Here is a 13,261-nt window from a genome sequence, read left to right as displayed (position 1 = left end):
CCTGTTTCTCACTTGTTCAGCTTCATCGGGTACTGCCACGCATAAAAGCTCGCCGAAGAATACGTCGGCTCTATTTTAAGCGTGAGTCCGGGCTCGCGGACGCGTTTTTCGCCGTCAAGGCTGAAATCGAAGATCGAGCTTCCCGCAGGGACCCAGCGCCGTTTGAAATAGAACGCCGTGTCTTTACGCATAGCGGAAAAAAGCGTCGCGATGGTATAATCGGTCACCTGCATCGAAAGCGAATACCTGCCGCCGGTTTTGTCCAAGAGAGAGGCTTTTTTAAGGTCGGTGCCGATCCAATAATATTGTGCGCCGTTCTTCTCCGCCACAAAGGTCTGGCCGAAGCGTTTGTAAATCGCTATTCCCCGCGGTTCAATGAACTGGTTGTCGCCGTCGCCTTTTGAGCCGAAAGTGTCGAGCACGGCAAGATTGCGGTCGAATTTGAGGATGCAGCACCGCTCCCGGTCGGTCACCCAGAAATTGTGGTAAAAGTCCGTGGCGCCGTAGCAGGCGGCGTACCCCTCCGGAATGCCGGCACGCCCGAGCACGTTGCCGTCGAGGTCGAATTTCCAGAGCCGCTTGCCGCCGCTGTCGCAGCAGAAAATGCACCGTTCGTCGCGGAAGTGGGAATACCGGTTTTTCCCATCCGCCACGGCAAGGGTGACGGGTCCGTTGACAAAAGAAAAAGGCCCGGCGGGCGCGATGGACCGCAGCAGGCCGCCGCCGTAGTTGAAAACGGCGATGCGCCGGTTGCCGGGGTCCGAGACATAGACCCGGCCGCTTTCGTCAAGCGCGACCTGCTCGGGGCCCGAAAGCCCGACACCGTTTTGTTGCGCGCCGGAAAACGCGGAGACCCAGTGCACCCTTTTCTTCGGGTTGAACAGGTGGACGATGCGGTTGTTGCCCCAGTCGGCCACGAACACGTGTCCGTCCGCGTCGCAGGCGACGCCCCTGGGCGAGCTGAACTGGTCAATGCCGCCGCCCTTTTCGCCGTACAGGGCAAGTCCCCACATGCTCGTGTTGTAAATAAGCTCGTTTCTGCCGGAATTGACGCCGTACACCACGACCTCGTCGTCGTCCTTCACCGTGGTCGTGTCGTCACGGCTTTTCATCTTTACCGTTGCAAGTCCCTGCGGGTCTGAAAACGAAGTCGCGGGCCCGAAAAACATGAACAGGTGTTTGGGCGTGGCCTTTCGCAGGCCGTACGAATGGGTGTAAGGCGGAAATACGAGGGAAGCGGCAAAAATGCCGTGACAGAGAAATGCCATTGCCAGAACAGCGGCCGCCAGCGGCGCCGGGTTCAATTGTGTCTGAAGAAAAGGGAGCATGCTTGTATGGGTGTTGAAATCCGCGACGCAACAGTGCTCAATGGTCCAGCGACCCGAATACTTTTTGAAGAATTTCGCTCACCCTCGCGACCGGGTCGGTGCGGATGCGCTTTTCCTCCTGCCCCACCATGTAAAAAAGGCCGTCGAGCCCTTTTTGCGTCGTGTAAAGCGCCAGGTTGGTCTGGAGCGTGTCAAAGGGCAGGGTGTCGATCAGACTGGTGACGGTCGAGGGCAGGGACCGGTAGAACGATGCGAACGAATTGTAATTGCCCGAAAACTGCTGCCACAAGCGCTGCGCCCCTACTTGTTGAAGCGCGGAATCCACGAATGGCTGATAAACCCCGACGAGGGGATCATAGGTTTTTCCCTTGAGGTAGGCCGTTGCGGCGGTGGAATCGCCATTGAGGATGGAGAAGCCGTCGGTGATGGTGATGCCGGTGATCGCGTTCTTGAAAATGGGCACCGAGAGCGGCGCGGCGGTTTCCGCGGCGCGGTTCATTGAAAACATCAGTGAGTCCCGTGCGTTGATGATCGGATTAAGATCAAAGGCCGTGATGCCCAGCAGGTCGAGCGTGGCTTGTATCGCCACCAGCTCGCCCTGGACCTGCTCCGCGTATGAAATCACCTGCGAAACGTCCGGCGGCAAAAGGATTTTGACCGCCTGGTTAAGGTAGTAGCCGCCCACGGCACTTAGTTCCGACGAAGAGCTGTCAATGCCCACCGAAAGCGCGGCCTTGAGTCCTTCGACAACTTCATCCTCGGTAAGACCGCCGCTCGAAGATCCGGTATTAAACAGATCGAGCATGCTGCAGGATATCACGGAGAGCAAAGCGCTCAGGCATATGGTCTTGATGGATTTTTGGAAAAAGGGCATGGACATCTCCCTTTTGCAAATATACGGTCTTTTGCGATTTTTGTCAACGCTTGTGAAGGCCTTCCATGGATTGTTGTACATAACAAGCGCATCATGAATAAGGCCGCCTTTGCTTCGCTGATACTGGCTGGCTGCGGCGTGAGCGTGTATGCCGGTTTCGGCAGGAAGGTGAGGACCTTTACCGGTGAGTGTCCCGGGGAGATTTTCGGCCTGGGTGCCTGTTTTCTCGGGCGGAAGGCACAAAGAAAGGACTAATCCGGATTGTGAGGATGCAATAAGCCCGAGGAAGATACTGGTGTTTTGTCAAGGAGACAGCCATTGTTTAAAACAAATAGGTAAGCGATATCCCGTTTATCCCCAGCCCCACCTGCAGCCGCTGTTCGTATTCCCGCTGCTTTTTGCCGCCGATGTTGTTGAGCACGGCACCCGCAATCAACATCTCTGGCCCGAAGCCGATGCCGACCTCGCCGACGATCAACAGCGCTACACTGGAAGGCTGGCCATTGGACAGCATGGCAATGCCGCCGGCAAGTCCGACAATGCCTGCGCAGGTGAGCGGGATGCCCACGCCGAGAAGGGCTCGTCCGGCATTGTGCATGCGGGCATATCCCGCGAGTTTTGTCTGGAGTTCTTCGCGGGAATATTCCTGGTCCCGGGACGCGTTGCTGGTAACAACGGCGGGCGCCGCGGGACCGGGAACAACAACTTTTGCCTCGGTGGTGTCGGTTTTTTCCATGATCGTGTCTTGCTGGGGAAACGCTGCAAAGGCAAGAGAGAGCATCAATAAAAGCATTTTTTGGTTCATAGAAGAGTTTCCTCCAAGAAATACTGAATGCGAAGGCTTTCCGGCATCATGTCACCGATAAACGTTTTACCTTACCGCACCACGACGAGCCGCTTGACATACCGGTATCCGTTGTCGAGCGTGCAGCGGAAGAAATACACGGCCAGGCCTTTTGACGCGCCCGCCTGCTTCGCCTGTTCCGGCCGCACCCGGTGCCAGCCTGCGGCGCAAAGCGCGCGCGGAACGTCCGCGATGAGCCTGCCCCGCGCGTCGAGCACCTGAATTTCGGCATAGGCAGCTTTACTTATGAAATAACGTATCTCGCCTCCGGTCGTCAGAACTGAAATGCCGGGCACGCTTGCGGCGATCCTGTTTCCTGGCACCGGCCGCTGCAGCGTGACGATCGGGTTTGCCGCGACCGTGGTGAATGACGCGGTCCCCTGGCCCAATCCGGTGGAAGTCGCGGTGACGGTGACCGCGCCCGCCGTGAAGCCGGCCTTCACCGCGATCTTGCACATGCCGCCCTCGGCGAGCATGTACGGGTCGCCCGGGTTCGCGCCCGCGTCCTGGTTGGCGCCGCCGCGGTAGATGCACGGCCCGGAAACCGAGAAGTTGATCTGGTTGGTCGCGGTGGGGCACCAGAGGCCGGTTGCGTCGACCACGGTGGCGAGGATGAACGCGCAGTCGGAGCCGTTGGCGCTGATTTGGAATGCCTCGCCGCTCGGCTTGACAAGCTCAGGTTCAACGGTGAGCACCACGTGATCGGGATTGCCCGCGGTCTTTTTCTCGTCAAAGCAGACCACATTGCCGGCTGAATCGAGGCCCTCGGCGCGCAGCGTTCCCGCCGCCCAGGTCACGGTGTCCCACCAGCACTGGTAGGGCAGCGACGTTGACGTGTTCGTCTTGTCGTCGCTTGCCGTCAACTCGGGGTTCGGCACTTTGTCGCCGAGGCTCGTGCCGTTGAGCAGCAGCCGTACCGCGGGGCAGTTGGAAAACGCGTTCACCCGCACCGTGCCGGAGCGGTTCCAGTGGTGTGCGAGGCACACGGTGGGCTTGACAGAATAGGGAATCCAACAGGCCTTGTAGATGTGGTAGAGCAGCTTCGGGATCCGGCTGAAATCCATGGCCGACGTTCCGAACGACCTGCCCAGCCCGGTCTCGCCCGGCGATTCCGCAAGGTACCATTGCGCCAGGCCGAACGCGTTGGCTTTTATGTCGTTTTTCCAGTTCTGAAGGTATTCTCCGCAAAAAAGCAGTTCATTGTCGTAGTCGTACCGGAACCCCTTGGTGCCCCAGTCCTCGGCGCCCCAGCCCGGGAAATTCGTGCACAGCGAGTTGAGCTTCTGTCCAGCTTCGCATCCTGTCAAGGAGCACGAGATGAGGTCCGACACCTTGTCCTGGCAGGCGCGCAAATAGCCGCGGTCCGACTGCGGGTGCTGCGTGATGGGGTCCCACTGCTTGGCGAGGTCCTTGAGCGACTGGGCGTAGCTCGCGGTGATGCCCGCGTTGCTCACCTCCCAGGCGAGAATGCTGGGATGGTTGCGGTCGCGCACGACCATGTCGCGGTGGCACTCGTTCTTGAGCAGGCACGAGGGCTCGGTGCCGGTCACGTTCGCGAACGACCCCTCGCCCTCGCCGCTGGGCTGCACGAGCATGACGCCGTAGGCGTCGCAGGCCGCGGTGAGCTCCGGGCTGTGGCAGGAATGCCCCGGCCGCCAGAGCCGGGCGCCGCATTCGGACGCGAGCTTGACATCGCGCCACTGCTGCTCCTCGGGGATCGCCGACCCCAGCGCGGGATAGTCATACCGGCTGGCCACGCCCCACAGGTAGTGCTGGTGGCCGTTGATATAAGGGAAGTTCGTGTCCCAGGTGATCACGCGGACGCCCAGCGGGCTCTCGAACACGTCGACCGTGTTCCCGCCGACCTTTACAATATGGAACACCTTGTAGAGGTACGGGGCGCCCCACGGGCTGTTGGCCGGGTACCACAGGTGCGGGCCGGCGATGTCGCCGCTCTGGTCGAACACGAAGCTCGAGTCGGCCGCGATCGCCTGCGAGCTCTCTTTTGTCAAAACCACGGTGTTCGTGGCGTCCACCACCTTGGTGGTGAGCGCCACGGTCTGGCCCGCGCCGCTCTCGTTCTGTACGTTGGTCATGATCCGCACCGTGGCCGAGGCGTCGGCCGCCGACACCGTGCCCACGCAGGTGCCCCACTTGTTCACCACCGAATAAACGTTTTCGGGGATGTACACCTTGTCGGTGATGTGCATGTACACGGGGCGGAACAGGCCGCCGTCGTTCTGGCCGAACCGAAACGACATGGAGAAATTCGGGTCGGCGAACAGCACGCCGCTGTTGTTGCTGATGCGCACCGCGAGCACGTTGTCGGCGCCGCCGAAGCTCACCTTGTCCGATATGTCAACAATGAACGGGATGAACCCGATCACGTGCGTGGCCTGCGGGTTCACCGCGCTGTTGCCCGGGATGAAGGTGCCGTTGATGTACACCGCGCACCCCACGTGCGCGCCCTCGAATTCGACGAAGATCTTTCTCCCGGCATAGGAACTGTCGAGGGTGAAATGCTTGCGGTACCAGCACATGCCCGCCCAGGCGTTGCCGGTGCCGGCCGGCGTGTTGGTGTAGGTGTCGTTGTCGTTCCAGCAATGGGGGATGCCCACGTCGGTCCAGGTAGCGTCGTTGAAGGCCGGGTCCTGCGCGCCGCTGGGGTCTGACTTGATGAATTTCCACGGCGTTGCGCCCAGGTTGATTTTCACCCGGTGGCTCGGCTCGGGGTAATAGGTCTCGGCACGGCACGCGGTTGCGGCTATCGCCGCGGCGATAAAGAGAGATACAAAGGTTTTGTTGGACATGAGATGCCCCCCTGTAAAGCGTTTAATTTTTATTAAGAGTTTGCCTCGACCTTGGATGAGACGATTAAAAGCTTCCCGCGCAGTTTGGAATCCAGTTATCAATTTTAGGACGGATTCCCTCGGATAAAACCCCGCAAATGAACCGCACCCAGGATCATTTAGGAAATTCTGTCAACAAAATAATAATACCATCCGGTAACTCCAAATTTACCCACTTTTTAAATTAAATACTGGGAAATCTATTTTCACTATCGATATAATACTGAAACGGGCGGACGATCAGTCGGCAAATCATATATTTAATTGATATCATAGAACAAACAATCGGCATTCTCTTATCCTCTGAAAGGAGCCCTCCATGGCAACCGTCCTCCTGCTCATCATCCTCGGCATCATCGTCGTCGGCATCATCGCCATCGTGGCCATGTACAACGGCTTGGTTTCAAACCGCAACAGGTACAAGAACGCGTTCGCGCAGATCGACGTGCAGCTCAAGCGGCGGCACGACCTGATCCCGAACCTCGTCGAGGTGGCCCGCAAATACATGCAGCACGAGCGCGAGACGCTCGAGGCGGTGATCGCGGCGCGCAACGCGGCGAGCAGCGCGCGCAGCCAGGCGGCGGCCGATCCGGGAGACCCTGCCGCGATGCAGAAGCTGATGTCGGCGGAGACCGCGCTCAGCGGCATGATGGGCAAGCTCTTTGCGCTGGCCGAGGCGTATCCGACCCTCAAGGCAAACGAGACCATGATGCAGCTTTCCGAGGAGCTCACGTCTACCGAGAACAAGGTGTCATTCGCGCGCCAGGCGTTCAACGACGCGGTGATGGTTTACAATACGCAATGCGAGCAGTTCCCGAGCGTCCTGATCGCCAACAGCTTCGGCTTCAAGCAGGCCCAGCTGTTTGAGATCGAGGACAAGACCGAGCGGGAAGCGCCGAAAGTAAAGTTCTGAGAAGCGACCCATGGATTTCTTTACCCAGCAGGACAAGGCCCGCCGCCATACCGGAGTGCTCGTTTTTTATTTCGTGGTGGCGGTGGCGCTGATCATCACCGCGATTTATTTCGGCGTGGCGGCAGGCCTTACCTATGGCCGCATCAAGGTCGAATGGTGGGCGCCGCTGTGGAACCCGTATCTGTTTGCGGCCGTGGCGGGCGGTGTGTTACTCGTCGTGGGCGGCGCGACGTACTATAAGGTCCGCCAGCTTTCAGGTCCCGGCAGCGGCCGCCGCGTTGCCGAGCTTCTCGGCGCTCGGCCGGTGTCGCCCGACACCAGGGACATTAACGAGCGCAAACTGCTCAATGTCGTGGAGGAGATGGCCATCGCATCGGGCACGCCGGTGCCCGCCGTTTACATAATGGAAGAGGGGTCCATCAACGCGTTTGCCGCAGGCACCTCACCCAGCACCGCGGTCGTGGCAGTGACCAGGGCCGCAACCGCGCTGCTCAGCCGCGAGGAGCTCCAGGGCGTCGTGGCCCACGAGTTCAGCCACATCTTCAACGGCGACATGCGGCTCAACATCAGGCTCATCGGGGTGCTCAACGGCATCATCTTTATCGCGCTCGTGGGCGCCTTCATCCTGCGCATTTTTTTCCAGGGCCGGAGCGGGAGCAGGATACGCATCTCGGGCGGCTCCGGAAAGGGAAAAGGCGGCGCCGGCGCGGTGATTCTCGTCATCCTTGTGGTCGCAATCGTGATCACGGTGGTGGGGTACATCGGCGAGTTTTTCGCGCGGCTTATCCAGATGGCGGTGTCGCGGCAGCGCGAGTTTCTTGCCGACGCGAGCGCGGTGCAGTTCACCCGCAACCCCGGCGGCATTGCCGGTGCGCTTAAAAAAGTGGGCGGCCTTGCCACGGGCTCGCTCATCGAGTCGCCGCACGCGAAGGCGGTGGGCCATTTGTTTTTCGCCGACGGCATCAAGCACATGTTCTCTTCCATCATGTCGACGCACCCGGACCTTACGACGCGCATCAAACGCATCGACCCGTACTGGAACGGCTCCTATCCTGTCGTGACCATGCCCAAGCTTGATAAGAAGGAGTTGGCCGCCGCGGCGGCCGCCGCCGCGGCCGGCGGCGATGAAGAGGACGTTCTGGCCGGGATATCCATTTCGAAATTCGCGCAGCCGCAAAGACACGCGCCGGCGGTGCGGGCGACGCCCGCGCAGGTGGTGCAGGCCGTGGGGACGGCCACGCCGCAGCACGTGCAGGCGGCCCAGGATCTCATCGACGGGCTTCCCGCCGCCTATGTCAAGAGCGGCCGCGAGCCTTTCGGCGCGCGGGCGGTGGTGTTCGCGCTGCTCATCGACCCTTCGGAAGAAATCAGGCGCGCCCAGCTTGACCGTCTCAAGGGCCACACCGATGCCGAGGTGTACCAGGAGGTTGTCCGCCTTGTCAATGATGGGCAGGCTGTGAAGCCGGAGCACCGCCTCCCGCTTCTGGCGCTGGCCATGCCCGCGCTGCGGTCGCTCTCGCGGTCGCAGGCCGACGAATTTTTCTCAAACCTCGATTTTCTCATCATGGCCGACAACACCGTGACCATGTTCGAAATGTCGCTGCGATATCTGGTGCTGCGCCAGTACCGGCAGAGCATCGGGATGACTGGTCCGTCGGGCAAGGCAGTAAGCCTTGCCGCGGTATTTTCTCCCGCCATGCAGCTTTTGTCGATGCTCGCCTGGTTCGGCAATGGTCAAAACCGCGAATGCGCCCTGGCCGCGTTCGCGGCAGGCGCGGCGCGCATCCCGGGCGCCGCTGCGGTTCAGCCCGTGCCGTTCGATTCGCTGCGGCCCTCGCAGCTTGAGGCCGTGCTCGACGCGCTCGCCGTTGCCACGCCCGCGGCGAAAAAAAGCATCATTGACGCATGCGCATCCTGCATCATGGCCGACCGCACCGTGACCGCCGAGGAGGCCGACCTGATCCGCGTCATCGGCAGCGCATTGGAGTGCCCGGTGCCGCTGTTTGTGCCGACGAAGAAAAATGATAGTATATAGAAATCAGGGCGTTCCCCAAAGTAAGGTAATAACGCTTCGCGCTTCATCAATGCAACTTAAAAACCAATCCGGCTTTCCCATGATTGCGATCTTGGTGGTCGGCCATGACGGCGGCGCGGCGCAGGTGGCGCAAAATGTAGGAATCGCAACTTCTAACAGCTGTACCTACATGCCGTTGGCTTGATTTAAGAGAGAGGCCATGGGGCGGAATAATGTTGACCAACAAAGCAGAAGTCAAGCAATGGGAGAAGTGATTTGATCAATTTCCCCCTTTCCAAGGGGGTGCGGCGTCTTCGCCGCGGTTGTTGTTATAATAACATATTGCATCACTATTACCCTCTAGAGTATATTATAGGGGTGGAGGGAGGGATTCATCCCTATGGATAACCCAAGAATCGCATACAGCTATACTCGATTTTCTACGCCCGAGCAACGGTTGGGTGCAAGTGGAGCACGGCAGTCAGAACGGGCCGTTGCGTACTGCAAGGCGCACAACCTGCACCTGGACACCACCCTGCACCTGAATGATGAAGGCATATCAGCGTATCATGGCAAGAACGCCAAAGTGGGTGCCCTGGGGAGATTTCTGGCAGCGGCTGAGGCTGGACGAATCCCGCCCGGGTCTGTCCTGGTGATAGAAAACCTGGATAGGCTGTCACGGCAGAACATCGGGGAAGCCCAAGAGACCTTCAAGCGAATTTTGAAACTAGGCGTTGATATCGTGACCCTGTGTGACGAGAAACTTTATACCCGCGAAACTTTGGAAGTCGATGCCTTTGCGACTATTCAGGCCATTCTTTTTATGTCCCGTGCTCACGAGGAGTCGGAAATCAAATCCAAACGCGTTGCGGATGCCTGGGCCAGGAAACGAAAACGAGTGGTTGAGGATCACCACACACTATTGACGCATAGATACCCCGCATGGCTTAGATATGATGATACCAAAAAGAAATTTTCCCCCATTCCCGAAAAAGTCAAATTAATCAAGAAGATCTTTGAATTTGCCTCAGAGGGGCATGGGCACGAGAAAATTTCGCGGGAGCTCAACAAAAGACGAATCCCCGCGTTCCGCCATCCTACCTGGGACCCTACTGCAGTGAGAGATATGATGAGCAACCGAGCTTTGATCGGCGAACTTCAATTATGCAGGATGGTAAACGGCAAGCGGGTTCCTGACGGGGAGCCGATTCGGAACTATTATCCCGTCGTGCTTGATCCCGCCGTGTTCCATCTCGTACAGAGCAAGCGTCAAGCTCCGTTAAAGGGTCCTCGGCAACACAACGGTGAAGTCCATAGTCTGTTTTCTGGTTGCTTGACCTGCGGATACTGCGGTGCGTCGATGTTGTACCTCGATAAACGGCAAGGCAACCAACGATATCTCGTTTGCGCTGAGGCAAAGAAGGGGTCACCTGCCTGCAAATACACATCCATGAAATATGACGAATTTGAGGAATCATTCCTCGGTCTATGCAAAAAGGAAATTGACCTACCCACACTGTTCAACGACCGCGAGTTAAAAAAACTGTCCGAGTCCATCATTCACCTCCAGAAATCCATTTCGGGAACTGAGGCCACGATTGCCGACAACAGAAGCCGTACAGAGAAATTAATAGCCAAGTTTGCGGACACAACCAATAAAGAATTGTTGCACAACTACGAGTCCTATTTGACAAAACTTACGGCTGAGACGGACACATTACTCAATGTGGTTGCCAAAAAGAAACAGGAATTGATAAAACTGAAATCTGCCCAAGGCACCATCCATGATATGGTCAAAACCGTTGCCGAAGCATACGATGAGGGTGACCGGATCAAGCATGACCATGAACTTCGTGCCCGGATACGAAACGTCATTCGTGACATAGTCGATGAAATTGTGGTATTCCCCGGTGGGGCGAACCGGAAGGCAACCGTTGACAGACTATTTGCATTTCTAAAGGGCGAGCGCCCGTCTGGGTCTGTTGCGGCCGAGACTGATAAGTACATCAAATGTTATGCCGTGAGATTCAAAAATGGTGCAACAACGCGGATGTCACTCATGGCACCCAACAAGGGAAAAGAGGCACGGGCGTGAAGCGGAATCTTGAACCCCTGAGATTGACCTACAAGCGGGCCGTGACCCGTTGGGAGCAAGGCCCGACGATCTATCGTGGCAAGATCATCATTGGCCAGGGCAGGCGGGCACAGTCGATCTATGCGTGTGAGCCAGGCCATCCGGGAGGCCCTGGTTGTGGCCCATGACCTGGCACGAGAAGAGGAATACACCAAGAAGGTCATTGCGGAATGTCAGCGGAAATAGCTTGACATAATTCTGTGCATTTATTTGTTTGTTTAACAATGAGTGGGAGTTGACAGCCTCTACTTGAAGAACTGCCAACCCCCTGAGCGTTGCACATGTAGGGCATGCACAAGACGCGTGATTATATCATCTCGCAAATTTCTCGCCATTTCAAGCCTCACACGAATTGCCCTACCTGTTCTTGGTCTTGCATTGTTGTAAATCTCTAGCGAATAAAAATAATTCCAAGCAGCTGATCTATTCTAACACAGCTGTTGGCTGCGATAGTTTCATCCTTTTTACGCTATCTATAGAAAGGAGCCGGGGAGCGACTCGGATGTTTGCTTTATGCAGGATTTCTTTTCATAGTTACAAGAGAAAAAATGAACAATAACTTTTTACAAAGGAGATTCAATGCTTAAGAAAGTATTGATGATCGTGGCTTCAGGTTCCGCAATAGCGGCACTGATGGTCACATGTTCGCAGAACCCGACGCAGGTCAAAACCACAGGTCAAAACAGCGCGAGCGCTGCGGTAATCCCGGCGGTCAAAAATCATAATGCAATGCAGGCGCTGAAAATAGCAGCAGGGTCAAATGTTTATATTATTGGAACTGATAACCATGTATACAGATATGATTCTACGACCGGGACAAATAGCGCGTGGCGTAAATTTACCAATTATGACACATCCGCGTCCGGGACTGGGTATCTGCCTACGCTCGTGAATATTGCCGTTACTGATGATTATGACACGATATTTGTACTAGGCAATGACAATAAAATATACAAGCATATTCCATGGCATGTCCCACACGACACTTCTGTCAAATGGACAATCGCAGACGCGGGAACCGCGCCTGTCGCCAAAGATATTGCCGCCGGATGTGACGTACAGTACGGCGGTGGTCCAGAAGTGTTATGGAAACTCGGTTCGGATAATAATGGGTGGGAATTTAGTCATAGCCACTGGTATTCTATCGCACCTAAGCCAGCCCCGAGAGACACTCCACTTCAGTGTGAAAAGGAGACCCCACTTACTGCGGTTCCCACTAACCTAGCCGTGGATTTCCGTGGTAATGTCTTTGGTCTACTTCCAGTCACGTGCTCACAGTGTTCCGGTTTAAAGGGACATATCGCGTGGATGTACGGGCCAAATGGGGCAGATCACGATACTAATGATTATAATTCCGGGAACTCTCACCTGTGCCCCGGCTATGGGTACGCCTGTGGCGGACTGGACATATATGGTGTAAAGTTCGTTTCCTTAACTAGTTTTTGGATGAGTTTCGCCAGGGTAACAGATACTACAACGAATCCGAAATGGGAGATTTACACGATTACCAGTAGCTATAAGACAGGAGTGCCCAATAGTTTTTCCGCTGACACACAAATTACTTGGTGGTCTAAGAATTGGAGCATAAATGGCTTGGCAAAGGGCATTGGAACCGGAGTTCAAAGAGGAAACTTCTGTCCATGGGTTATTAAAGGTTCGAATAAATATGTAATGGCATGGGATGGTCTTGTTCAAGATTCTACGCATTGGGTATATCCATAGGGTAAAATTTTCAAGCGCTAAGCATGCGGTGGCAGGCATCCTATAAAAAATAGGATGCCTTACAAATCCCCCTCACGACCCTGTATCAGAACACCTGAAAACCCGCATTCGAATCATCGCAACACCCCATCTTTGACCAGATCGCACGGGTTAAACCCGCGTAGCCGGCACTTCAGCGCCGGTTCATCATTTTCACGGGAACAGAACTCCGATTGATTCCCGGTCTCCTTTTCGCATGACAACCCAAGGCCCGAACCTTCCGCCAACATTGCTTCAGATTTTGGCACCTAACGCCGCGCTAATATGCCGGACTACGACCGCATTTTCCCGCCGCAAACCACGAATCTTGTATGAAGAACCAACCGCCCGCGAAACAGGGGAGTTTGCAGATGCGGACGGTCATGATTTAGCGCGTTGTTAGATTTTCGTTTCGTTCTTACAGTCATAAATTGCCTTTAACTTTCAATTTCTTTTTGATTAACCATTCTTGAAATTGAGTTTTCATCAAATTGTATTCATCCTCTGACATATCCTTATATTCTGGATAAGCCCACTTTCTACCATTTCTTGGCCAAATAAAGAA

9 protein-coding genes are annotated in these 13,261 nt (G+C 56.2%); 5 read left to right on the top strand and 4 right to left on the bottom strand.

Annotation, left to right across the window (positions count from 1 at the left end):
* Positions 1–8: 8 nt before the first annotated feature.
* Positions 9–1,328: an NHL repeat-containing protein gene (locus VLX68_13340; GenBank protein ID HUI93225.1), complete on the bottom strand. Its 1,320-nt coding sequence runs from the start codon at positions 1,326–1,328 to the stop codon at positions 9–11.
* 37 nt (positions 1,329–1,365) lie between these two features.
* Positions 1,366–2,202, bottom strand: a complete 837-nt coding sequence (locus VLX68_13335) for a DUF4197 domain-containing protein (protein HUI93224.1) — start codon at positions 2,200–2,202, stop codon at positions 1,366–1,368.
* A gap of 93 nt (positions 2,203–2,295) precedes the next feature.
* Between VLX68_13335 and VLX68_13330 the strand changes: the two genes are divergently transcribed.
* The gene (locus VLX68_13330; protein HUI93223.1) at positions 2,296–2,457 is read left to right on the top strand and encodes a hypothetical protein; all 162 of its coding nucleotides are present in this window, start codon (positions 2,296–2,298) and stop codon (positions 2,455–2,457) included.
* Between the two features lie 67 nt (positions 2,458–2,524).
* Here the strand turns inward: VLX68_13330 and VLX68_13325 are convergent, their stop codons facing one another.
* Positions 2,525–3,007 carry a hypothetical protein gene (locus VLX68_13325; GenBank protein HUI93222.1) on the bottom strand — a complete coding sequence of 161 codons (483 nt, stop codon included), beginning with the start codon at positions 3,005–3,007 and terminating at the stop codon, positions 2,525–2,527.
* 71 nt (positions 3,008–3,078) lie between these two features.
* The gene (locus VLX68_13320) at positions 3,079–5,856 is read right to left on the bottom strand and encodes a glycoside hydrolase family 2 TIM barrel-domain containing protein (protein ID HUI93221.1); all 2,778 of its coding nucleotides are present in this window, start codon (positions 5,854–5,856) and stop codon (positions 3,079–3,081) included.
* A 358-nt stretch (positions 5,857–6,214) separates the two neighbouring features.
* On the opposite strand from VLX68_13320, the gene VLX68_13315 reads away from it, so the two are divergent.
* The 4 genes from VLX68_13315 to VLX68_13300 all read left to right on the top strand — a co-directional run bounded on the left by VLX68_13315 (position 6,215) and on the right by VLX68_13300 (position 12,678).
* Complete coding sequence (locus tag VLX68_13315; protein HUI93220.1) at positions 6,215–6,808, top strand: LemA family protein; 594 nt, start codon at positions 6,215–6,217, stop codon at positions 6,806–6,808.
* 10 nt (positions 6,809–6,818) lie between these two features.
* The gene (locus VLX68_13310; protein HUI93219.1) at positions 6,819–8,843 is read left to right on the top strand and encodes a M48 family metallopeptidase; all 2,025 of its coding nucleotides are present in this window, start codon (positions 6,819–6,821) and stop codon (positions 8,841–8,843) included.
* Between the two features lie 379 nt (positions 8,844–9,222).
* Positions 9,223–10,917: a recombinase family protein gene (locus VLX68_13305; GenBank protein ID HUI93218.1), complete on the top strand. Its 1,695-nt coding sequence runs from the start codon at positions 9,223–9,225 to the stop codon at positions 10,915–10,917.
* 618 nt (positions 10,918–11,535) lie between these two features.
* Positions 11,536–12,678: a hypothetical protein gene (locus tag VLX68_13300; protein HUI93217.1), complete on the top strand. Its 1,143-nt coding sequence runs from the start codon at positions 11,536–11,538 to the stop codon at positions 12,676–12,678.
* The last annotated feature ends 583 nt before the right edge of the window (positions 12,679–13,261 follow it).

The sequence above is a fragment of the Chitinivibrionales bacterium genome (assembly GCA_035516255.1).
Classification (GTDB): Bacteria; Fibrobacterota; Chitinivibrionia; order Chitinivibrionales; family FEN-1185; genus FEN-1185.
Note: the sequence above shows the minus strand (reverse complement) of the source record. Positions and strands in the feature narration are given on the sequence as shown.

What these genes read in the sequence shown, in the direction of transcription:
- VLX68_13315 (HUI93220.1), top strand. Translation starts at nt 6,215, where the DNA reads ATGGCAACCGTCCTCCTGCTCATCATCCTCGGCATCATCGTCGTCGGC.
- VLX68_13320 (HUI93221.1), bottom strand. Translation starts at nt 5,856, where the DNA reads ATGTCCAACAAAACCTTTGTATCTCTCTTTATCGCCGCGGCGATAGCC.
- VLX68_13335 (HUI93224.1), bottom strand. Translation starts at nt 2,202, where the DNA reads ATGCCCTTTTTCCAAAAATCCATCAAGACCATATGCCTGAGCGCTTTG.
- VLX68_13310 (HUI93219.1), top strand. Translation starts at nt 6,819, where the DNA reads ATGGATTTCTTTACCCAGCAGGACAAGGCCCGCCGCCATACCGGAGTG.
- VLX68_13330 (HUI93223.1), top strand. Translation starts at nt 2,296, where the DNA reads ATGAATAAGGCCGCCTTTGCTTCGCTGATACTGGCTGGCTGCGGCGTG.
- VLX68_13300 (HUI93217.1), top strand. Translation starts at nt 11,536, where the DNA reads ATGCTTAAGAAAGTATTGATGATCGTGGCTTCAGGTTCCGCAATAGCG.
- VLX68_13340 (HUI93225.1), bottom strand. Translation starts at nt 1,328, where the DNA reads ATGCTCCCTTTTCTTCAGACACAATTGAACCCGGCGCCGCTGGCGGCC.
- VLX68_13305 (HUI93218.1), top strand. Translation starts at nt 9,223, where the DNA reads ATGGATAACCCAAGAATCGCATACAGCTATACTCGATTTTCTACGCCC.
- VLX68_13325 (HUI93222.1), bottom strand. Translation starts at nt 3,007, where the DNA reads ATGAACCAAAAAATGCTTTTATTGATGCTCTCTCTTGCCTTTGCAGCG.